The following is a 21,782-nucleotide window of genomic DNA, read 5'->3' on the forward strand; positions in this document are numbered from 1 at the left end:
CACGCGGCAGTGATGGCCCGTGACGCGAAGCTGGGTTTTCGTGACCTTCTCGGCGCATTCCAGTAACAACCCGGCATGTGATGTTTCAGTTCCCGGGGGGCGAGGTGGAAAAGATTCTGGTCAGTGCCTGCCTTCTGGGCGCGCCTGTGCGCTACGATGGACGGGCCAAGACGCTGGATGATGTGCTCTTGAGCACCTGGAGGGCCGAGGGTCGATTGATCAGCCTCTGCCCCGAGATCGCCGCAGGTCTGCCCACCCCGCGCGCGCCTGCCGAGATTGCGCCAGGCGCCACCGCCGACGATGTTCTGCGCGGGCGCCGGTCGATCTATGATTGCGATGGCGTGGATATGACGGCCGATTTCATCAACGGTGCCGCCCTTGCCCTGCAGGTCGCGCAGGACCATTCCTGTCGCTTTGCGCTTCTGACCGATGGCAGCCCGTCCTGCGGGTCCACCCGCGTCTATTCCGGCGATTTCAACGGCCAGTCGCATGCTGGCGAAGGCGTCGTCGCTGCGCGCCTCCGGGCTGCGGGCGTGCGTGTCTTTGCGCAGCACCAGATCAGCGCCCTGGCCCGCGCCCTCGAAGACGCGGAAAATTCCGCATCTTAAGCGCTGTGCTTTGTTGACTCCGCCCCGACCATTGCCTATTGGCGGGGCTTCAAACGTTTTCACGCCGTTCGAGGGCCGCATCCGGCGCCCTCCGGCCCCAACACTTCGGAGCGAGACCCATGTCCAAACGCACGTTCCAGCCGTCGAACCTCGTACGCAAGCGTCGTCACGGGTTCCGTGCGCGCATGGCCACGAAAGCCGGCCGCAAGATCCTGAACGCCCGCCGCGCTCGCGGCCGGAAGTCGCTCAGCGCCTGATTGGCCTGACATGTCAGATGTGATGCCTCCGCCGAGCGCTGCCTCGCCGGAGGCTTTTTCTGTTGAAACGCTGCGCAAACGCGCCGATTTCCTGCGTGCCGCCTCCGCCCGCCGCGTGCCCGCCCCCGCTTTTCTGCTGCAGGCGCGCGAACGCACACCTGACGAGCTTGCCAACACGAAAACCGGCATCCGCATCGGCTACACCTGCTCCAAGAAGGTCGGCAATGCCGTCGCCCGCAACCGCGCCAAACGCCGCCTGCGCGAGATCGCCCGGGCGATCCTGCCCACCCATGGCAAGCCCGGCTGGGATTACGTTTTGATCGGCCGCCGCGACGCCACGGCAACGCGCCCCTTTACCGAGCTTCAGGCAGACCTCGTCCGCGCACTGCGCAAGGTGCACGGATGAGCCCGCTGGCATTTGTCATCTCGCTGCCGATCCGCCTCTACCGCGCCGCGATCAGCCCCTGGCTCGGCTCCAACTGCCGCTTCCACCCAACCTGCTCCACCTATGCGATGGAGGCCCTGCGCAAACACGGCGCGATCAAAGGCACATGGCTCGCCGCCCGCCGCATTGCCCGCTGCCACCCCTGGGGCGGCTCGGGCATCGACAACGTGCCGGATTGATCGGCATCTCACGGGATCAACGCATGATCCGGCGGGCTGGGGGCAACGCCGCGTTTGTCCGATGGCTTGCCCTGCAGCGTCAGCGACAAATCCCTCAAGAACGATTGATCGGCAAAGTAGAACCGGTGACTGGCGTTGGTTAAGGTCATGCCACTGTTGACGAAATCCCAATAACGGCTGGTGCAATCCACATCCGTGAAGCCGTTCGCCGTTGGGTGCGGCAATCCCGTCTTGCCAATCCGCGATCCGACCCGCTTGATCAGCGCCGCCAGACCAAGAGGACCATCCTCGATATTGTAGTAATTTGTGAAATGGCTCGACCATGCGCCGAACAATTCACTCGATCCTTGTCCGGGCACGAACCCATCCCGGCGCACGTCCCCGGCAAAGGTACAAATACGATCGAAAGGCCGCCCGCCCAACCCGTTCAGACAGGTTTTCAACGCATAAGCCCCCATGGAATGGCAAATCGCGTGCACCCTCTGCTGACCCGGAAGTTCACGGATCGGTTCCGCCCCATCGTCATAGATAGAGCGTGCCGTGCGCCGCACCTTGTCGTGATCCTCGATATACTTCTTGAGCGGCCCGCCCTGCCCCGTGGGCCATGCAAATCCAACGACGTCGCCCTTGAACCCATGCGCCTTCAAACCGGCCTTCAGCTTGCGCAGCGACCACAACATCCGCGTGACCGGGGTGTTGAACCCGTGAACGAAAATCGCCACGCCATGCGGACCAATCTGCGGCTTCAACATGTCCAGCCACATCGCCTGATCGACCGGCGTGACCGCATTGCGGCCCTCATGCTTCAAAACGAAATAACTGCTATGCGGCGCGACATCGTTGCCAAACGTTCCCTTTGCGGCGTTGAACGGGCGGCGCGTAAAAAAGAAATGCATCGAAAAACTCCTCTTAAAAAAGAAGCTCAGTCTACCGCATCTCCATCCATTCCCAAAATCGTCGCCAAAACCTCAATGCCGCTCGAATGTGATGATCACTTCGCCAATCGGCACCCCGAACCGGCTCATGTAGGCGCGGTTCAGCAAACGGTCGTCGGTCAACAGCCACATCCAGTCGTCAAACGTCACCCTCAGCGTCTCGTTGCCCGGGATCGGCAGATCGATGGTGTATTGCCAGTTGAACGCATCGCCGCGCTCCTGTCCCGTCGCGGTGCCGATCACGCCGGGGGCGGTGCCCTGCCACGTATCGGGCGAGGTCTGGCGCAGGGTCCAGATCCGTTGCTCCGTTGATCCGTCTTCATAGACGAAATCTTCCACCAGCCGCAGCGTCTCGCCGTCCCAGCTGCCTTCGATCTCGACGACAAACCGCCGGCGCACCTCGCCGAAGACATCCTGAAACTGCCCGTGGGCGGTCAGGTTTCCGTCAAAGAACTCCTCAAGGTGCAACACCCGATCGCTCAACGGCGGATCGGTCAGGGACGGGCGGCCACAGGCGGCAAGTGCCACCAGACCAAGGATCAGAAACAGTCGCTTTATCTTCATGGTCCGGCACCTAATGCGGCGCGCCGAGGGGGCAAGTCACCTTGACGCTGGCCACCTCCGCCGCATAGCTGCATCCATGCTCGATTCAGATACCGATGACATTCATCCGCTCTTTCACGGCGCCCCCGCAACAACGGAATTCAAGAAGCTGCGCAAGCGGTTGATCCGCGACACCCGTGAAGCGATCGAGCGCTACGCCATGGTGCGCAAACAGGACCGCTGGCTTGTCTGCCTGTCCGGCGGCAAGGACAGCTATACGTTGCTCGCCGTCCTGACCGAGCTGCAATGGCGCGGGCTTCTGCCGGTCGACATCCTCGCCTGCAACCTCGATCAGGGACAGCCGGGCTTCCCTGCGACCGTGCTGCCGGAATTCCTCGAACGCATGGGTGTGCCGCACCGGATCGAGTATCAGGACACCTATTCCATCGTGGTCGACAAGGTCCCTGCGGGCCGGACCTATTGTGCTTTGTGCTCACGGTTGCGGCGTGGCAATCTCTACCGCATCGCACGCGAGGAGGGGTGTTGCGCCGTTGTGCTTGGCCATCACCGCGATGACATTCTCGAGACCTTCTTTCTCAACCTGTTTCACGGTGGAAAACTCGCAACCATGCCGCCGAAGCTCGTCAATGACGAGGGCGATCTAATGGTGCTGCGCCCGTTGGCCCATGTCGCCGAAGCCGATTGCGAACGGTTCGCCCGGGCGATGAACTACCCGATCATTCCCTGTGACCTGTGCGGCTCGCAAGACGGGCTGCAACGTCAGCAAATCAAGGGGATGCTCGATGAATGGGAAACGCGCAGCCCCGGTCGGCGCGGCAAGATGTTCTCGGCCCTGATGAACGCGCGGCCGTCGCACCTTCTGGATCCTGATCTGTTCAATTTCGAGGGCCTTTCGCCGCGGTCCGGTGGCCCTGATCCTGACGGCGTACCGCGCCTTTAACGTCGCTGAAACCTTCGCGCGCTAGGCCTGCACAAAAACCGGCCTCAGCGGGAGAAGACCTATGGCGCGACCACAGATCGCGATAACGCAGTGGATCGGCCAGCGCGCGCAATCGGGGCTTGGCCGGATCGAGGTGTTGGCGCTGTTTCCGTTGATCGTGCTGACCGCCGATTGGTTCGGGTTCGACAATATCGCGCTTGTAACCGCCGTGGGGCTCTCGGCTCTGCTGGCTTGCGCGGTGATCCTTCCCGCCCGGCGCACGGTTCCCGCCGCGAAGGCCGATACGCGCATTGGCAAGGCCGGCCTGCAAGAGGCGCTCGACGCTGTCACCGCCGCCGATGGACGCGACACCGTCTGCCTGATGGTCGAAATTGACGCCTGGGCCGATATCATCAGCACCTGGGGGTTCGATGCCGCGCTCGGCATCGCGCAACGCACCGAGGATCGGCTCAGGACGGCGCTTCGATCCGCCGATATCCTTTGCAAACTGGGGGACGCGCGATTCGGCATTGTCCTGGCCAGCATGCCCGCCGCGCGCCTCGGCATTCGCGACACGATCACCGAGCGCCTGTCTCAGGTCACGCAGGACCCATTGCCAGTGAACGGTGCGGTCCTCCGGATTAGTGTCGGGATCGGCCATTCCTCCCTGCGCCGCCGCGCAGCGAACCCCGCCGACGCCACGCTGAAGGCCGCCGAAGCCGCCTTGACGGAGGCGCAATGTCACGGACCCGGCTCCATACGCGCCTATGCGGATGGCATGGGGCGCGCGCGCAGTGCCGCATCGCAATTGAGCACCGAGGTGGAAGATGCCCTGCAATCCGGCGCGATAGACATCTGGTATCAACCGCAGATCTGCGCCCAAACCGAGGCTGTCACCGGGGTTGCCGCCATCCCGTTCTGGGATCACCCCAAGCATGGGCGCCTGTCTCCCGCCGAGATGGAGGCTGCCCTCAGAGCATCCGGCCAGATGGGGCAGCTCGGTCGCACCATGATCCACTGCGCCACCAAGGCGCTTGGCGGCTTCGATGCGGCCGGCGCCCGTGTCCCCGCTGTGTCGATCGGCCTGTCGCGGGACGATCTGCAGGATGCACAACTCATCGACACTTTGAACGCCGAAGCGGTCCGATATGGGCTCGCACACAACCGCATTGCCATCGAAGTCACTGCCGAAACCATCGCACATAACGCCGACGATACAACCGTGGCCAATCTGGCAGCCCTGAAGGCCAACGGGCACCGGATTGATCTCACCACACCAAATTCCGCGGCCGTGCCCCTTCTGGCCCTGCAACGCTTCCGCGTGGATCGTCTCAAGATCGACCATGCCCTTGTCCTGGGCCTTCAAACCGACCCAAAGAAGGACCAAGCCTTGCGCGCCACGATCGCACTCGCGTCGGCCATGACCATGCAAACCATCGCAACCGGCGTCGAAACGCGCGACGAAACAGCCCATTTGGCGAGGCTCGGATGCGATCACGTGCAGGGCTTCGGCGTGGCACGCCCGATGCGCGCCGATCAGCTCGCCGACTGGGTGCGCGCGCGCGACGCGGCCGGCAAACCGATCCGCCTCGACGACCGGCGCATGGGCTGACCCAACTGCGCCATTGAACCCGCATCACCGCGGCCCAAAGCCCCCCGCCGCGCCGATTTCGCCCCTTGACCTTCCGCCGCCCCTTCTGTTGAACCGCGTGGGATTGGCCCATTCCGTCTTGGATGGGCCCAAAAGCCTTCTAAGTAAGGACAAACGCGCGGAGAGGTGTCGCCGAAATGGACGATCAGAACAGAAACCTGATCCTCGCCACGGGCTTGAGCTTTGTGGTGATCCTTGTGTGGTTCCTGCTGTTCCCACCACCCGAGCCGCCACTTGACGATCCCAACGCCATCCCGCCATCGGCGGAAACCGGAACCGGCACTGCACCCGCCGATACCGGAATCGCGCTCACACCCCCCTCCGAAGAGGCGACGACAGCCGCCGCAGGAACCGGTGAAACCCCGGTCGAAGTTGCGCTTGCAGAGGCGGACCGCATCCAGATCGAAACGCCCGCCGTCGAAGGCTCCATCTCGCTTCTGGGCGGACGCATCGACGACCTGTCGCTGCGCAATTACTTCACCGAAGTCGATGGCGACGAAATCGTCCGCCTGCTTGCCCCCGTCGGAAGCGACGACCCCTATTACGCGCTCTACGGCTGGCGCCCCTCGTCGGGCATGACCTACGACGACGTGCCCACCTCGAACACCCCATGGGAAGTCGAGAGCGGCGCGACTTTGACCCCCGACAGCCCCCTCACGCTGAGCTGGGACAATGGCAGCGGCCTGATCTTCCGCCGCACCATCGAGATCGACGAAAACTACATGTTCCAGGTCACCCAATCGGTCGAAAACACGACCGACACCGAGGTGAACCTTGCCCCCTACGGCATTGTCGCCCGCCATGGCCTGCCCTCTGATCTGCAGAATTTCTTCATCCTGCACGAAGGCGTCGTGCGCAAAGTGGACGGCCAGCTCGACGAAATCGGCTATGACGATCTGCCCGACCTCGACCAGATCGCCCGCGAAGGCGCTCCTGCCGAACTCGTCGACGTGGAGGCCAACGGCTGGATCGGCTTCACCGACAAATACTGGATGACCACACTCATCCCCGAAGATGGCCAGGGCTTCACCACCGTCATCAAATACGTCCCCTCCGCCGACATCTACCAGACCGAGGCGCGCCTGCCGTTCATGGCCATCGCGCCCGGTCAAAGCGCCGAGGTGACCACGCAGCTCTTCGCAGGCGCGAAAGAGGCCGAGGTGATCCGCGATTATGAAAACGCCGAGCCGGGCTTTTTCGCCTCCCTCTTCGGCGCCGAACAGGAGGCTGACCGCCCGCAGGTCGCGCGCTTCATCGATTCCATCGACTGGGGCTGGTTCTACTTCCTGACCAAGCCGATTTTCTGGCTGCTGCATTGGCTCAACGGTCTGATCGGGAACATGGGCGTAGCGATCATCGCGCTCACGTTCATCATCAAGGCGATCCTCTTCCCGCTGGCCTACCGCTCCTACGTGTCGATGGCCAAGATGAAAGAGCTTCAACCCGAGATGGAAAAGCTCAAGGAAAGCGCCGGCGATGACCGCGAGAAGCTCCAGAAAGGCATGATGGAGCTCTACAAGAAGAACAAGGTGAACCCCGCCGGTGGCTGCCTGCCGATCCTGCTGCAGATCCCGATCTTCTTCTCGCTCTACAAGGTGATTTTCGTCACGCTGGAACTGCGCCACGCGCCGTTCTTCGGCTGGCTCAATGACCTCAGCGCGCCGGACAGCTCGTCGATCATCAACCTCTTCGGCCTGCTTCCGAACGCCGCGCCCAACCCCGAAAGCATCCTTGCCCTGATCTTCATCGGCATTCTCCCGATCCTTCTGGGCATCACCATGTGGCTGCAACAAAAGTTGAACCCGGCGCCCACCGACCCGACGCAGGCGATGATCTTCGCCTGGCTGCCCTGGGTGTTCATGTTCATGTTGGGTGGTTTCGCCTCGGGCCTGCTGGTCTACTGGATCGCCAACAACACGCTGACCTTCATGCAGCAATACGCGATCATGAAAAGTCAGGGCTACACGCCCGATATCTTCGGCAACATCCGCTCCAGCTTCAAAAAGAAGCCGAAAGACGGGGCATGACCTGGACCCTCGACCGGATCTGGCGGCACCCGATCAAGGGTATTGGCGCCGAGCCGCTGGACCGCGTCGATCTGGCCGCAAACCGTCCCGTGCCCGGTGATCGTGCCTGGGCGGTGCTGGAAAGTGGCGGCGATGCGTCCGACGGCTGGCGGTCGTGCCGCAACTTCCTGCGCGGCGCCAAGGGTCCGTCGCTGATGGCGGTCATGGCCCGGTCGGAGGGGGAGGTCTTCCACTTCTCCCACCCCGACCGCCCCGACATCACCGTCGACCCGACCCGCGACCATGCGGCCCTGTTCGACTGGCTCGCTCCGATCTACCCCGCCGAGCGCCCCGCGCCTGCGGCCCTTGTTCCCGCACCGCCCGAAGGCATGAGCGATGCGCCCTTCGCCTCGATCTCCATCCTCAACGCCGCCTCCCTGCGCGCGCTCGGCCAGAAGCTTGGCCAAAGCCTCGATCCGCGCAGGTTTCGCGGCAACCTTCTCGTCGAAGGCCTCGCGCCGTGGGAAGAATTCGACCTCGTGGGCAAGACCCTGTCGATCGGGGATGCCCGGCTGGAGGTGATCGAACCCATCACCCGCTGCCGCGCGACCGAGGCCAACCCCGAAACCGGCCGCCGCGATGCCAACACCCTGCGCGGTCTCGAAGACGGATGGGGCCATCAGGATCTCGGCGTCTACGCCATGGTGCGCAGCGCCGGCACCATCGCGACCGGTGACACGGTGACCCGCACATGAACGCGCTGCCCTTCCCCCTCGCCGATGCGCCCGATGACGCCACCGCCGAACGGGGCCGCAAACTCTTTGCTGCCGGGGCCGAGTTCCTCAAAGGCGTCGTCGCCATGGACGGCCTGCCCCCTGCCGACCGCACGGAAGTCTGCTTTGCCGGGCGCTCCAATGTCGGAAAATCGACCCTGATCAACGCGCTCACCAACCGTAAGGGCCTTGCGCGCGCCTCCAATACGCCGGGCCGCACGCAGGAAATCAACTATTTCACCCTCACCGACAGCCACTACCTCGTCGATCTCCCTGGCTACGGCTATGCCGAAGCGCCCCTGCCCGTCGTCAAGCAATGGCAGGCCCTGCTGAAAGCCTACCTGCAAGGCCGGGCCACCCTGCGCCGTGCCTTTGTGCTGATCGACGCGCGCCACGGCGCGAAATCCGTGGATGACGAAATCATGTCGCTCCTCGATGTGGCCGCCGTCCCGTTTCAGGTCGTCCTGACCAAGGCCGACAAGGTCAAGGGCAAGGACCTCGACACCTCGCTTGCCCGCACCCGCACGGCGCTGGCCAAACACCCCGCCGCCTTCCCCGAACTGATCCTGACCTCGTCGGAAAAAAGCGACGGCATCGCCACCCTGCGCGCCACCATCGCCACATTGTAACCCACGCATCAGGTCCGCGCGCGCGCGCCCTCTTTGCTTCCCAAACACCTCGGGGGCTTTGGGGGCTGGCCCCCAAGTCGTCGCCACAATACCCTCACGCCCGACCCGACGCGATTCCGGCCTCCGCATGAGAAAACAAATGACCCGCGACTACCTCGCCACCGCCCGCACCCTTTCCGAGGCGCTGCCCTACCTGCAACGCTTCAACGATGCGACCATCGTCGTCAAATTCGGCGGCAATGCCATGGGCGACGATGCCGAAATGGCCAGTTTCGCCCGCGATATCGTGCTGCTGCGGCAGGTCGGCGTGAACCCCGTCGTGGTCCATGGCGGTGGACCGATGATCAACGACATGCTCGCCAAGCTCGGCATTGAAAGCCGGTTCAAGGACGGCAAGCGCATCACCGACGCCGCCACCGTCGAGGTCGTCGAAATGGTCCTCTCGGGCCGCGTCAACAAACGCATCGTGCAGGCGATCAACGCCGAAGGCGGCCGCGCCGTGGGCCTTTCGGGCAAAGACGCCAACCTGATCCTCTGCACACCCGCCGATCCCGATCTCGGCTTCGTGGGCGAGCCCGCCGATGTCGATCCCGCCGTGCTCAACAACCTCTTCGAAGACGACATGATCCCCGTCGTGGCCCCCCTCGGCATCGGCCAGAACGGCGAGACGTTCAACATCAACGGCGACACTGCCGCCGGTGCGATTGCCGCCGCCCTGCAAGCCGATCGCCTGCTTCTGCTGACCAATGTCGCGGGCGTGAAGAACGCCGACGGCGACGTCGTCACCGAACTCAGCGCGGCGGATGTCGACGCCATGACCGCCGATGGCACCATCGCGGGCGGCATGATCCCCAAAACCGAAACCGCGCTCAAGGCCGTGCGCGCGGGCGTGCGCGCCTGCACCATCGTCGATGGCCGCGTGCCCAATGCCGTCCTGCTGGAGCTGTTCACCGAACACGGCGCCGGCTCCATGATCCGGGCGTGACGCACATGGATTACGACAACATCGCCCGCGCCGCCGCGCCCCATCACCTGACGATTGTGGGCGCGTTCCATCCCACCTCCGACGACGCCGTACCCCACGGCACCGGTACGCTTGTGCTGCTGGCCCCGTCCGAACCCGGCTTCTGGCCACATTTCAACACCGAACCCGAAGCGCGCGATGGCGAACCCGACCCGATGAACCGCTGGTCGACCCGCGTGATCACCGGCATCGCCGAGACGCTCGACGCCGCCGCCCTGTTCCCCTTCGGTGGCCCGCCGTGGCATCCGTTCATCTCCTGGGCGCTCAAATCGGGCTCCATCCATGCCAGCCCGGTCTCGCTTCTGGTGCACAACGACCAGGGCCTGATGATCTCGTTCCGGGGCGCGCTGGCCCTGCGCGAAACCATCGACCTTACGCCGCCGCGCCTCACCCCGTGCCTGATGTGCCACGCCCCTTGCGAAACCGCCTGCCCGGTCGATGCGCTGAGCGAAGATGGCTACGACACCGCCGCCTGCCACGCGTTTCTCGACACGCCCGAAGGGGCCGATTGCATGGAAAACGGCTGCAAGGCGCGCCGCGTCTGCCCGATCAGCCAGGACTTCGCCCGCAACACGGACCAATCGGCCTACCACATGCGGCAGTTCCACAAATGACCCGGACCCTCATCCTGATCCGGCATTGCAAATCCGACTGGTCCGCCAATCAGAACGACCATGACCGCCCCCTGAACCCGCGGGGGCGCCGCGCCGCCCCTCGGCTCGGCGCGTTTCTGGCTCAACACGACCTCTGCCCGGATCAGGTGCTCTGCTCCGACGCCATGCGCACCCGCGAAACCTACGCCGGCATCGCCACCAGCCTGCTCGACGCGCCCGCGCCCACGCTCTCCCGCGCCCTCTACCTCGGAGAGCCGGATATCATGCTTGGCGCCTTGCGGGCCGCCACCGGCTCCTGCGTCGCCCTTATCGGCCACAATCCCGGCATCGCCACGCTCGCATGGCAACTGGCCGAGACGCCCGCCAATGACGAACGCTTCGCGATGTATCCGACCGGCGCCACCACGGTCCTGACCATCGACACGCCCTGGACCAAACTGTCCACCGGCACGCTCACCCACTTCACCACGCCGCGCGACCTGCCTGATCCGGGCTGATCGCCGACCATCCTTGTTCCCTAAACATGCAATGAAAAACGCCCGCCTCCTCTCGGAAACGGACGCCTCTGATCTCGCGTGATGTGGCGCGTCAGTGACCCAGGATCTGGCTCAGGAACAGCTGCGTACGCTCGCTTTGCGGGTTGGTGAAGAACGGCTCTGGCTCGTTCTGCTCCACGATCTGACCCGCGTCCATAAAGATCACGCGGTTCGCGACCTGCCGGGCAAAGCCCATCTCGTGGGTCACACACAGCATCGTCATGCCTTCCTCGGCCAACTGGATCATCGTATCCAGCACCTCCTTGATCATCTCCGGGTCAAGCGCCGAGGTCGGCTCATCGAACAACATGATCCGCGGCCGCATGCACAGGCTGCGCGCGATGGCCACGCGCTGCTGCTGACCACCGGAAAGCTGGCCGGGGTATTTGTCGGCCTGCTCGGGGATCTTTACCTTCTCAAGGAAATACATGGCCGTTTCTTCGGCTTCCTTCTTGGGCGTCTTGCGCACCCAGATCGGGGCCAGCGTGCAATTTTCAAGGATCGTCAGATGCGGAAACAGGTTGAAGTGCTGGAAGCACATGCCAACCTCCGACCGGATCTTGTCGATGTTCTTCAGGTCGTTGGACAAAAGCGTGCCATCGACTGTGATCGACCCCTGCTGATGTTCCTCCAGCGCGTTGATGCATCGGATCAGCGTCGACTTGCCCGACCCCGACGGCCCGCAGATCACGATCCGCTCACCGCGCTGCACCGTCAGGTTGATGTCGCGCAGGACGTGGAACGTCCCGTACCACTTGTTCATCCCCTGGATATCAATGGCCACCTCATCGGAGACCTTCATTTGCGAGCGGTCGATTGTGCGCTCTTCTGCCATGTTCGTATCAGCCATGGATCAGGCCTCCTTTAACGATGATCGGTGCGAAGCTTGCGCTCCAGCCACTGCGAATAGCGGGACATGCCGTAGCAACAGATGAAGAAGCACAGCCCGATGAAGATGAAGAGTTCCCAGTAAATCCCGTTCCAATCGGTTGTGGCCCGGATCAGGTTGGAGAACCCGATGGGATCGCTGAGGCCCACGAACACCACCAGAACGGTGTCCTTGAACAGGCCGATGAACGACGACACGATACCGGGGATGGAGATTTTCAGCGCCTGCGGCAGGATGATCAGCTGCATGGACTGCCAGTAGTTGAGGCCAAGACTGTCGGCCCCCTCGTACTGCCCCCGCGGCAGGGCGGCGAGCCCCCCCCGGATCACCTCGGCGATGTAGGCCGAGGAGAATAGCGTCACCATGATGATCACCCGCAGCATCAGGTCGAAATTGGTCCCCGGCGGCAGGAAGTAGTTCAACAGAAGCGACGCCGTGAACAGCCACACGATAAGCGGCACGCCCCGGATCACCTCGATGAAGATCACCGAGAACTTGTTGATGATGAACAGATCCGATTGCCGACCCAGCGCCAGGATGATCCCCAAAGGCATCGACAGGATGATCCCCGATGCGCCAATCACAAAGGCCAGGAGGAAGCCGCCGAAATCATCCGACGGCACCGCTTCGATCCCGATGGGCAGGATACCCGACAATCCGCCGGCCACTGGCCCGGCCACGAAAAGCCAGTACAGGATCGGCACCACGATGGCCCCGATGGTCGCCCCCAGCGTTCCGATTGCCGGCACACCGAATTTGTAGACCGCCCACCCGATGACAAAGCCAAGCGCAATCGCGATCGGGCCCCAGATGGTCCCACCCCACAACAGCCACGCGCAAACGAACGGCGCGGCAGCGGTCAGGATGAACATCTTGCGCGGCAGCGTGTCGAACAGCACCGGCGCAAGTGCCAAAAGGAAGATCGCAAACGACAGGATCGGCCGCCAATAAAGCTCCGACGGATAGAACCCGAACATCAACTGATGCCACCGGTCCCCCAGCACCGCCCAACAGGCAACACCTTCGCCATGTTCGCCACTGCCGCCGCGCGCATCGCGGATTTCGCGACATTCGCTCAGGCTGCCTGCGTCCCAGATGCCATTCACCATCCAAGGCAGGATCCCGCTCAGGACGTAGTAGATCACGAAAACCGACACGATGGTCAGGATCGCGTTCAGCCACGAGGAAAACAGGTTCTCCCGCATCCATTTGACCGGCCCCGCCGCCGTGATTGGTGGCGTCTGCTCGGGCAACATCTCGGTGCGGACATAGGCGGTTTCTGCGTGAATTTCACTCATATCACCGCTCCTGCAACTTGACGGAATTGTTGTAGATGTTCATCGCGCCCGAAATGATCAGCGACGTGATCAGGTAGAACACCCCCAACAGAAGCATCCCCTCCAACTCGCGACCCGTCTGGTTGATCGTGATCCCCCCAAGCGTCGAGCGCACATCCATGTAGCCCACGGCAATCGCCAGCGACGAGTTTTTGGTCAGGTTCAGGAATTGCGAAATCAGCGGCGGAATGATCACCCGCAAAGCCTGCGGCAGGATCACAAGGTTCATCGTCCAGCTTGGACGCATGCCAAGCGCGAATGCGGCCTCGGTCTGCCCCTTGCTCACGGCCAGAATGCCAGCGCGCACGATCTCGGCGATGAAAGCACCGGTATAAAGGGAAAGAGCAAACCACAGCGCGATCAGAGAATTGCGCATATGGATGCCGCCGCTGAAGTTGAACCCGGTCAACTCGGGATAATCTAGCGTCGCACCCAGCGCAAAGAGCACGATGATGGCGGGCACGAATATCGCCCCCAATCGCATCCAGAACGTCCCAGGCGGCCTGACCCCCGTGCTTTCCTGGATCGCCTTGGCCCGGCGTCCGATGTACCCCGACGCGACAAACCCGGCGATGATCACCGCCAGAAGCAGAAGGATATCGCCGGTGCTGGCCGATGCCACGACCGCACCGGTCTCGGCGTCGACCTCATTGCCGCCAAGCGAGCGATTGAACACAAGGTTCGGAATGTAGATGCCGCGGTTCGTGATCGCGACCGACTCGCCAAGGATCATCGACGCTTCCGGGTTCTCGCCCCGGAAATCGCGCGGCTGCGGGGTGCCTTCGGTCATCACCGCGAAGATCACCAGGATCCACAAAAGCAGCGGGATGTTGCGGAACCCTTCCACGTAGACCGACATCAGCTGTGACACGATCCAGTTCTTCGACAGGCGCAGGACACCGGCAATCACGCCAAGGATCGTCGCCGCGATACAGCCCAGAACCGCAACCAGAAGCGTGTTCAGGATGCCCACAACAGCCGCACGGCCGTGGGTGGAATCGTTGGAATATTCGATAAGACGCTGGTTGATATCGTATCCGGCACGGTTGCCAAGGAACCCGAAATCGAAATCCTTGCCAAGCGCCTGAAGGTTGCTGACGACATTGTTCGCCAACCAAACCAGACCCAACATGATCAATAAGAACGCCACCACCTGAATGGTCATCGATCGGTAGCGGGTGTCGTAGATAAGCTGGCTGAGCCGGAACCCCTCTGCCGGCGGGTCGGAAATCGATGCCATCGTCTGGCCCCCTGTCGTTGGTGGCGCCCGCCGCGGCTCGAACCGTCTTGTGCGGTTCCTGTGGTGCCTGAGCGTGGCGTGGGTCCTTAAGTGAGAAGGGCGCGAGCTTTGTGCCCGCGCCCTTCGCTATTGGATCTTACCGGAACGGCGGGCTGTAGAGCAGGCCGCCATCGGTCCACTGAGCGTTCAGGCCACGGGCCAGACCGATCGGGGTGGATTCGCCGATGTTGCCTTCGAACAGCTCACCGTAGTTGCCGACAGCCGCGATGGCATTGGCCGCCCAGTCAGCTTCGAGGCCAAGCATTGCGCCCAGTTCACCTTCGGTGCCCAGAAGACGCTTGATCTCGGGGTTCTCGGTGGAACCGCCGATTTCGCCGACATTGGCCGAGGTCACGCCCAGCTCTTCTGCCGTGATCAGCGCATTCAGCGTCCAGCGGACGATGTCGCCCCACTCGTGGTCGCCGTGGCGAACCAGCGGGCCGAGCGGCTCTTTCGAGACGATCTCAGGCAGAACGACATGTGCCGCCGGATCTTCGAACGTGGCGCGCGTCGCGGCCAGGCCGGAGGCGTCGGTGGTGTAGACGTCACATGCACCGGCCAGGTACTGCTGCTGAGCTTCGGCGTTGGTCTCGATCGGCACGGGCTCGTAGCTCATGTTGTTCGAGGCAAAGAAGTCAGCCAGGTTCAGCTCGGTCGTGGTGCCGGTCTGGATGCAGACGGTTGCGCCGTCCAGTTCCAGTGCCGAGGACACGCCCAATTCGCGCGGAACCATGAAGCCCTGACCATCATAGTAGTTGATGCCGGTGAATTCGAACGCCAGATCGACGTCGCGCGAGAAGGTCCACGTGGTGTTGCGAGCCAGCATGTCGACTTCGCCCGATGCCAGCGCGGTGAAGCGGGTCTGGCCAGTGGTCGGAACGAATTCAACGGCGCTCGGATCGCCAAGAACAGCCGCGGCAACCGCGCGGCAGACGCCGACGTCGAAGCCTTCCCACTCGCCTTCGGCGTTGGGAGCTGCGAAGCCGGTCAGACCGGTGGTCACGCCACAGTTCAGCGAACCACGCTCCTGAACCTCAGCAAGTGTTTGGGCCGAGACAGCACCGGCAAGCAGTGCGCTGGCCGCAAGCGTGCCGAGAAATACGGATTTTTTCATTGTTTACCTCTTCCTGTGGAAACGCCCTACGGGATCATTTTGGTCGCCCGTCGGGCCTTGGCATATGCCGGGAGGGCCTTGTCCACCCTCGCCACCCCCAAAATGGGCAAATCCTGTGCATAAGGTCAAGGGTAAGGCGGTCCAAAAGCAACCCGGAAACAGTTCTTTCCCAAGGCGTTTTGCGGCTCATGCCTGCAATTTATGCAACCAGTGCTGGACGGTGCATCGCTCGGCATCACTCGGCGAAGCACAGGCTCCAGAACGATGCCGCATGCACAAGTTGGGCGCGTTTGGCATCCGCCATGCGCTGCTCTTCGTCATCTTCGCCCCATTGGGAGATCTGCCACTGCTCATCGATTCGGCTCAAATCCCAACCTTTATTGACCGAAATATGCCCTTCCGCGACCGCGAGGCCCACCACCAGCGACCCGGTCAACGTGATCAGGTCATGCAGCGCCGTCAGCGGGAATGCCTCGATCCGGTGCACCTCCGCCCGCAACGCAGCCAGAGCGGCGGGGGCCTGATCGACCGGCAGAACTCCGGCGATGCTCACAAGCCGCGCTCCATACCGTGACTCCGCCCAATCAAGCAGCGGATCCCACGCTTCAGCCTGACTTCGCGTCAAGGCCTCCGGACCCGGCGCACGGTAGCACAGAAGGTCGGTCTCGCCGTAGGCGGCCAGCATATCGCAGACCTCCGCATGCTGCGGCATCACCCGCTCCACCGCCGAATTGGCCGAGCGCGTGTTGGGCATCGTCAGCGGCTGAAGCTCCCCCTCCTGCGCGCGCCATTCCGCGGCCACCGCCTCGGCCAGCGCCCGCGTCGGCAACACCAGCGGCAGCTTGCCCGGCGTGCTTACAACCCGTCCGTCAAGCAGCACGGAATATCCACCGCGCTCGCTCGGCACCACATCCACCGCATCCCAGAACCGTTTCGCTTTCCATTCCGTCATGCCAGCGCCCAAACCTCTTCTATCGCCTCGGGCAAGTCGTCGAACCGCGACAGGTTCCGCGCCGCCCCCGCCGCCGCCAGATCCTCCGCCGGGTGATAGCCCCATTCAACGCCCAGCGCCGCAATGCCCGCCGCGCGCGCCATCTCGATATCGAACGTCGTATCGCCCACCATCACGGCCGCGCCCGCCGCCACGCCCGTTTCCGCAAGGCAGGCCTCCACCATCGACGGATGCGGCTTGGACGGATGGAAATCCGCCACCTGTACCGTCTGGAACACCCGCGCCCAGCCGTGCAGGTCGATCAAATGATCCAACCCCCGCTTCGACTTCCCCGTCGCCACCCCCAACAGCAGATCATCGCGCTCTGCCAAGGCGCGCAGCACCGCCTCTGCACCGGGGAACAACGGCGACAACACCGCCGCATCGCCCGACATCCGCAGCCCCGCGAACGTGTCCTTGTAGGCCGCGGTCAGCCCCTCCCACAGATCCCCGCGCTCCGGCACCAGCCGCGCAAAGGCCTGCGGCAGCGACAGGCCCACGACCCCCAGCACCGCTTCGCGACCCGGCACCGCCAGGCCATGCGCCGCGAACGCGCCCTCCATCGACGCCAGGATATGCGCCTGGCTGTCCACCAACGTCCCGTCCACGTCGAAAATCACCAGCCTCAGGCTCAAAACGGCTCCTCCGCGAAGGGATCGGCGGGCACATCCGACGCATGCCAGCCCAACGTGTCCCACGTCTTCGCCATATGCTCGGACAACGGCGCGACAAGGTTCACCATCGCCCCCGAAAACGGATGCTTGAACGACAACGACCGCGCATGCAGATGCAGCTTGCGACTGATCTCTCCGCCCAATTGCGCGCCCCAACCGTCGCCCAGATTCTCCTGCCCGGACCCGCCGTATTTGCCGTCGCCGATGATCGGATGCCCGATCTCGGCCATATGCGCACGCAGCTGATGCGTCCGCCCCGTGATCGGCACCAACGCGCACCAACTCACCCGGCCGCCAAGGTTCGACAGAACCGCGTAATCCGTCTCGGCGCGCTTGGCACCTTCAACGTCGCGCACCTCGTCGGGCATCACCGCGCGCATCTTCTCGTTCTCTCCGCCGCGCCCATGCCCCGGCACCTTGACCAGCCCGTATTTGATCGTGCCCATCTTCGGCAACGGCGTCCCCGCCACGGCGGCCCAGTAGATCTTGCGCGTCTCCCGCGCCCGGAACGCATCGGTCAACGCCTTGGCCGACACCCGCGTGCGCGCCATCAACAACACCCCCGACGTGTCCTTATCAAGCCGATGCACCAGCCTCGGCTTGTCCTCCAATCCAAAGCGCAGCACCTCGGCCAATCCATCCACATGGCGGCTCTGCCCGCTCCCGCCCTGGCTCGGCAAACCGGCCGGCTTGTTCAGCGCAATGATATGATCGTCGCGGTAGATCACCGCGCGACGCATCATCTCCGTGTCCGCATCGCTGATCTTGGGCGCGCGATGCACCACCGGCGCGGCGCCATCGGGCAACGGCGGCACGCGCACGCTTTGCCCGGCCTCGACGCGCGTAGCACTCTTCACCCGGCCACCGTCGACGCGGATCTCGCCCTTGCGGCACATCTTCTCGATCCGCCCCTGTGGCACATGCGGGAACCGCTTGCGGAACCACCGGTCCAACCGCTGGTCGCCCTCGTCCGCGCCCACTTCAACCGTCTGAACACCACTCATGCGAAGATCCCCCGCGCCAGCCAAAGGCCCGCCATCAAACCACCAATCGACAACACCACCGACGCCGCCACATAGGCCGCCGCCTGCCCCACATCGCCCCGCTCATACAGCGTCACCGCCTCCAGCGAGAAGGCCGAGAAGGTCGTGAACCCACCCAGAAGCCCCGTCATCACCAGCGGCGACAAATGCGTCAGCCCGCGCTGCGCCGCGACCACCACAAACACCCCCATCAGGAACGATCCGATGATGTTCACCGTCAGGATCGGCAACGGAAACGCCCCCGCCCCGAACAGGCGGATCATCCCGACACCCGTCAGGTATCGAAGCACCGCGCCAATGGCGCCGCCGAGGGCAACTTGCAGGATCGCTGTCATAGAGGCGGGATGGGGCGCGCCGCGCGGGATGTCAACGGCAGCCCCGCTGTCGCCGACCCGGCGGGATGGCGATCCAACAGTGATTCAAGGCACTTTATGAATGCCAGATCAGGACTCCGCCCGTACGAGGCACCAAGCCCAACCAAATCGCCAACCCGGTGGGACGGGTCGGCAATAGCGGGGCGGGCCTTCAGCCCGCTGCTAACCCGCTGGGGCGCAAAGCCGCCCCATCACCCCTTCCGCTTCTTCCGCAACCCGTCAAACCACTCCACCCGCTTTTTCAACTCGCGCTCGAACCCGCGCTCCTTCGGCTCATAGAACCGGGCGCGTGACATCGTATCGGGGAAGTAATTCGCCCCTGAAAACCCATCCTCCGCGTCGTGGTCATAGGCATAGCCTTCGCCATAGCCCTGATCCTTCATCATCGACGTTGGCGCATTCAGGATATGTTTGGGCGGCATCGCCGACCCAGTCGACTTCGCGCTTGCCCGCGCCGCCTTGTAGGCCACGTAATTCGCGTTCGATTTCGGGGCGAGCGCCAGATAGATGATCGCCTGAGACAGCGCCAATTCCCCCTCCGGGCTGCCCAACCGCTCGTAGGTTTCCCATGCATCAAGGCACACGCGCTGCGCCTGCGGGTCGGCCAATCCGATATCCTCCACCGCCATCCGCACCATGCGCCGCGCCAGATATCTTGGGTCCTCGCCCCCCTCCAACATCCGCGCGAACCAGTACAGACACGCATCCGGGTCACTCCCGCGCATCGATTTGTGCAGCGCCGAAATCAGGTTGTAATGCGCATCGCCCGACTTGTCGTATTGCGCCGCGCGCCGTTGCAACCGCGCGCCCAGCGCCTTGGTATCGAGCGGTTCGACCTTCCACGCGGCGACCTGCTCCACCAGATTCAACAACGCGCGCCCGTCCCCATCGGCCATCTCGCGCAACGACACCCGCGCCTCGGGCAGCAGCGGCAGCTTGCGGTCCAACTCCGCCTCCGCCCGCGCCAGAAGCGCCTCAAGATCGTCGTCGCTCAACCGTTCCAGCACCATGACCTGAGACCGCGACATGACGGCGGCGTTCAACTCAAAGCTTGGGTTCTCCGTCGTCGCCCCCACCAAAAGGATCGTTCCATCCTCCATATGCGGCAGGAAACTGTCCTGCTGCGCTTTGTTGAAGCGGTGGATTTCGTCAACGAACAACAATGTGCCGCGCCCGTTCTCGCGCCGCATCTTCGCGCCTTCGAACACCTTCCGCAGATCCGGCACGCCCGTGAAAATCGCGCTGATCTGCACGAAATGCAGATCGGTTTCATCTGCCAGCAGCCGCGCAATGGTCGTTTTGCCAACGCCCGGCGGTCCCCAGAAGATCAGGCTCGAAAGCGATCCACTGTCGAGCATCACCCGCAGGCTGCCCTCCGGCCCAAGCAGGCGGCTCTGCCCGATCACGTCCGAAAGCGCGGCAGGCCGCAACCTGTCGGCCAAAGGGCGCGGCCCCTTCGGCGCGTCTTGCGCCGCCGCAGATGTATCGAACAGATCCGCCATGATGCGCGAGGCTACGCCCGTGCTTGCGGGGCAGCAAGGGTTAAGAAAGTGTAAACAAGATGGAATTTATCTCATTATATCTGTTGGTTAGGTGGGGGTTGCAACCTTGCAACCCCCATCAACCACGCGCCGTCAGTGCATTTTCGACGCCATCGAGACGAAGTAGCACCGATGCGCCACGCCGCCGATCTTCATCGTCGGCCCACCGGCCTCCATATCAATGCCCAGCCGACGACCCAACCGCGGGATCCCGATCGGCAACAGCCCCAGAAGCGTCGTCGCCCCCAGTTCCCGCGCCGAGCGCACCATATGCCCCATCAGCGACATCTGAACATCGCGCCGGATCTCCGTCTCCACGCCCTCGGCCACAAACAATCGGTTCGCGTCCCAGATATGCTCCGCAACCGGCGCTGGCTCATCGAGAAGGTTCGCCGGGATCGAGTCGAGCAACCCCCTCTGCGCATCCCGCACCATATAGCTGTAGATCCCGCAAGATGCCGTCGTCGGCGTCAACCGCACCCCCGCCAGAACCCGCAGGCCATCATGGACACAAACCCACCGGCTCTGCGCGGTGTCGTATTGATCGAACTCCATCCCGTCTTCTGACGGAATTTCCCAGCCCATCTCCTCGATGAATGTCCGATGGCGGGCCTTGAGCATGTTCGTGAACAGCGGCCCGTGCCGGTGGAAGTTCTCGAACGAGAGTGTGGTCATTTGCATGTGCGCCTCCGTGAGGTGAATCGTAATCAACGACGCACCGCGCAGATGGCTCTCATGCACGACTGCTGCCCGTTCGGCTCAAATCAATCCGTATTCCTTGGCCCTTTGCACGGCTTCCGCCGTCGTCCGGGCCATCAGTTTCTGACGTGCGGACGTCAGGCGCGCCTTGAACGCGCTTTCGGATATGCCGAGCTTGGCGGCTGCAGCGGCATGGCGGTCCCCCTCCGCGATGCGTTTTAGTGCGTCGGCTTGCGCCTTGGACAGGCGGGCCGGCGGTTCGGACAGATCGTGCATGCGCTGCACGATCCGATGTACAAGCTCCATTTCATCTTCGGTGAATTCGCGGTCGTCCCGGCTGGCCCCGGCAATCGTGCGCGATGACATCGGACCGATGGATGCGATCATCCCGTATCTCAGTCCGTATTCGGCCCCTTCTTCCAGTATGCCGAACGGGTCCGGAAGGCCGATCTGGCTCCACCGTCGCGTTCCGGTATGGCTCAAGCCCCAGGCAAGTGTCGGATCCCTCAGCCCGTAGAGCTTGGAGGTGTAAACCTCCTGCCAGGCATCGGGGTATGTGTTGACCATGATTAGCGGCGAGACGTAGCGAATGTGTAAACCGACTGCGAAGCCTGCGGGCGCCGCTAACGATAGCTCGTGCAGCAAAAGGTCTAGAACCGGCGCTTTAGTCATCTAACCCACCAAATGGACATGTCCATTTA

25 protein-coding genes are annotated in these 21,782 nt (G+C 63.3%); 12 read left to right on the top strand and 13 right to left on the bottom strand.

The genetic code is table 11. The annotated features are described in order from the left end of the window. Positions 1 to 80: 80 nt before the first annotated feature. From V8J83_RS15130 to yidD, 4 genes are all read left to right on the top strand, one after another. A complete protein-coding gene (locus tag V8J83_RS15130) occupies positions 81 to 608 on the top strand; it encodes a 2-thiouracil desulfurase family protein (protein WP_339987268.1) in 528 nt (175 codons plus the stop codon). A 119-nt stretch (positions 609 to 727) separates the two neighbouring features. Next, positions 728 to 865, top strand: a complete 138-nt coding sequence (gene rpmH / locus V8J83_RS15135) for a 50S ribosomal protein L34 (protein WP_025311815.1) — start codon at positions 728 to 730, stop codon at positions 863 to 865. A 22-nt stretch (positions 866 to 887) separates the two neighbouring features. Beyond that, entirely contained in the window at positions 888 to 1,271 is a 384-nt protein-coding gene (rnpA, locus tag V8J83_RS15140; protein ID WP_339987269.1) for a ribonuclease P protein component, read from the top strand. Beyond that, a complete protein-coding gene (gene yidD / locus V8J83_RS15145) occupies positions 1,268 to 1,489 on the top strand; it encodes a membrane protein insertion efficiency factor YidD (RefSeq protein WP_339987270.1) in 222 nt (73 codons plus the stop codon). The genes rnpA and yidD overlap by 4 nt, the downstream gene beginning before the upstream one ends. Positions 1,490 to 1,497: 8 nt before the next feature. Here yidD and V8J83_RS15150 read toward each other — a convergent pair whose 3' ends face one another. Both V8J83_RS15150 and V8J83_RS15155 read right to left on the bottom strand, forming a co-directional pair. Next, positions 1,498 to 2,385 carry an alpha/beta hydrolase gene (locus tag V8J83_RS15150; RefSeq protein WP_339987271.1) on the bottom strand — a complete coding sequence of 296 codons (888 nt, stop codon included), beginning with the start codon at positions 2,383 to 2,385 and terminating at the stop codon, positions 1,498 to 1,500. A 72-nt stretch (positions 2,386 to 2,457) separates the two neighbouring features. After that, complete coding sequence (locus V8J83_RS15155) at positions 2,458 to 2,988, bottom strand: DUF3833 domain-containing protein (RefSeq protein ID WP_339987272.1); 531 nt, start codon at positions 2,986 to 2,988, stop codon at positions 2,458 to 2,460. A gap of 76 nt (positions 2,989 to 3,064) precedes the next feature. Between V8J83_RS15155 and ttcA the strand changes: the two genes are divergently transcribed. From ttcA to V8J83_RS15195, 8 genes are all read left to right on the top strand, one after another. Further along, positions 3,065 to 3,928: a tRNA 2-thiocytidine(32) synthetase TtcA gene (ttcA, locus tag V8J83_RS15160; protein ID WP_339987273.1), complete on the top strand. Its 864-nt coding sequence runs from the start codon at positions 3,065 to 3,067 to the stop codon at positions 3,926 to 3,928. Positions 3,929 to 3,989: 61 nt separating this feature from the next. Further along, positions 3,990 to 5,519, top strand: a complete 1,530-nt coding sequence (locus V8J83_RS15165; RefSeq protein WP_339987274.1) for an EAL domain-containing protein — start codon at positions 3,990 to 3,992, stop codon at positions 5,517 to 5,519. A gap of 176 nt (positions 5,520 to 5,695) precedes the next feature. Then, entirely contained in the window at positions 5,696 to 7,585 is a 1,890-nt protein-coding gene (gene yidC, locus V8J83_RS15170) for a membrane protein insertase YidC (RefSeq protein WP_339987275.1), read from the top strand. Continuing rightward, complete coding sequence (locus V8J83_RS15175) at positions 7,582 to 8,319, top strand: MOSC domain-containing protein (protein ID WP_339987276.1); 738 nt, start codon at positions 7,582 to 7,584, stop codon at positions 8,317 to 8,319. The genes yidC and V8J83_RS15175 overlap by 4 nt, the downstream gene beginning before the upstream one ends. Beyond that, positions 8,316 to 8,966 carry a ribosome biogenesis GTP-binding protein YihA/YsxC gene (yihA, locus tag V8J83_RS15180; RefSeq protein ID WP_339987277.1) on the top strand — a complete coding sequence of 217 codons (651 nt, stop codon included), beginning with the start codon at positions 8,316 to 8,318 and terminating at the stop codon, positions 8,964 to 8,966. The genes V8J83_RS15175 and yihA overlap by 4 nt, the downstream gene beginning before the upstream one ends. Before the next feature lie 127 nt (positions 8,967 to 9,093). Then, the gene (argB, locus tag V8J83_RS15185) at positions 9,094 to 9,951 is read left to right on the top strand and encodes an acetylglutamate kinase (RefSeq protein ID WP_339987278.1); all 858 of its coding nucleotides are present in this window, start codon (positions 9,094 to 9,096) and stop codon (positions 9,949 to 9,951) included. A 5-nt stretch (positions 9,952 to 9,956) separates the two neighbouring features. Further along, a complete protein-coding gene (locus V8J83_RS15190) occupies positions 9,957 to 10,604 on the top strand; it encodes a ferredoxin (protein ID WP_339987279.1) in 648 nt (215 codons plus the stop codon). Beyond that, entirely contained in the window at positions 10,601 to 11,101 is a 501-nt protein-coding gene (locus V8J83_RS15195; RefSeq protein ID WP_339987280.1) for a SixA phosphatase family protein, read from the top strand. Before V8J83_RS15190 ends, V8J83_RS15195 begins: the two co-directional genes overlap by 4 nt. Positions 11,102 to 11,192: 91 nt before the next feature. Here the strand turns inward: V8J83_RS15195 and V8J83_RS15200 are convergent, their stop codons facing one another. From V8J83_RS15200 to V8J83_RS15250, 11 genes are all read right to left on the bottom strand, one after another. After that, positions 11,193 to 11,990, bottom strand: a complete 798-nt coding sequence (locus V8J83_RS15200) for an amino acid ABC transporter ATP-binding protein (RefSeq protein ID WP_339987281.1) — start codon at positions 11,988 to 11,990, stop codon at positions 11,193 to 11,195. 14 nt (positions 11,991 to 12,004) lie between these two features. Beyond that, positions 12,005 to 13,327, bottom strand: coding sequence for an amino acid ABC transporter permease (locus V8J83_RS15205; RefSeq protein WP_339987282.1), 1,323 nt, complete (start codon positions 13,325 to 13,327; stop codon positions 12,005 to 12,007). A 1-nt stretch (position 13,328) separates the two neighbouring features. Next, positions 13,329 to 14,606, bottom strand: coding sequence for an amino acid ABC transporter permease (locus V8J83_RS15210; protein ID WP_339987283.1), 1,278 nt, complete (start codon positions 14,604 to 14,606; stop codon positions 13,329 to 13,331). 136 nt (positions 14,607 to 14,742) lie between these two features. Beyond that, a complete protein-coding gene (locus V8J83_RS15215) occupies positions 14,743 to 15,759 on the bottom strand; it encodes an amino acid ABC transporter substrate-binding protein (protein WP_339987284.1) in 1,017 nt (338 codons plus the stop codon). Positions 15,760 to 15,994: 235 nt separating this feature from the next. Beyond that, positions 15,995 to 16,711, bottom strand: coding sequence for an ATP12 family chaperone protein (locus tag V8J83_RS15220; protein WP_339987285.1), 717 nt, complete (start codon positions 16,709 to 16,711; stop codon positions 15,995 to 15,997). Continuing rightward, the gene (locus tag V8J83_RS15225; RefSeq protein WP_339987286.1) at positions 16,708 to 17,385 is read right to left on the bottom strand and encodes an HAD-IA family hydrolase; all 678 of its coding nucleotides are present in this window, start codon (positions 17,383 to 17,385) and stop codon (positions 16,708 to 16,710) included. The genes V8J83_RS15220 and V8J83_RS15225 overlap by 4 nt, the downstream gene beginning before the upstream one ends. Continuing rightward, a complete protein-coding gene (locus V8J83_RS15230) occupies positions 17,382 to 18,428 on the bottom strand; it encodes an RluA family pseudouridine synthase (protein ID WP_339987287.1) in 1,047 nt (348 codons plus the stop codon). The genes V8J83_RS15225 and V8J83_RS15230 overlap by 4 nt, the downstream gene beginning before the upstream one ends. Further along, the gene (crcB, locus tag V8J83_RS15235) at positions 18,425 to 18,802 is read right to left on the bottom strand and encodes a fluoride efflux transporter CrcB (protein WP_339987288.1); all 378 of its coding nucleotides are present in this window, start codon (positions 18,800 to 18,802) and stop codon (positions 18,425 to 18,427) included. The genes V8J83_RS15230 and crcB overlap by 4 nt, the downstream gene beginning before the upstream one ends. 230 nt (positions 18,803 to 19,032) lie before the next feature. Further along, complete coding sequence (locus V8J83_RS15240; RefSeq protein ID WP_339987289.1) at positions 19,033 to 20,343, bottom strand: replication-associated recombination protein A; 1,311 nt, start codon at positions 20,341 to 20,343, stop codon at positions 19,033 to 19,035. A 132-nt stretch (positions 20,344 to 20,475) separates the two neighbouring features. After that, a complete protein-coding gene (locus V8J83_RS15245) occupies positions 20,476 to 21,063 on the bottom strand; it encodes an acyl-homoserine-lactone synthase (protein ID WP_339987290.1) in 588 nt (195 codons plus the stop codon). 78 nt (positions 21,064 to 21,141) lie between these two features. Then, entirely contained in the window at positions 21,142 to 21,753 is a 612-nt protein-coding gene (locus tag V8J83_RS15250) for a helix-turn-helix transcriptional regulator (RefSeq protein ID WP_339987291.1), read from the bottom strand. Between the last annotated feature and the right edge of the window lie 29 nt (positions 21,754 to 21,782).

It is taken from the genome of Gymnodinialimonas ulvae (assembly GCF_037543845.1).
In the GTDB taxonomy this organism is placed as follows: domain Bacteria; phylum Pseudomonadota; class Alphaproteobacteria; order Rhodobacterales; family Rhodobacteraceae; genus Gymnodinialimonas; species Gymnodinialimonas ulvae.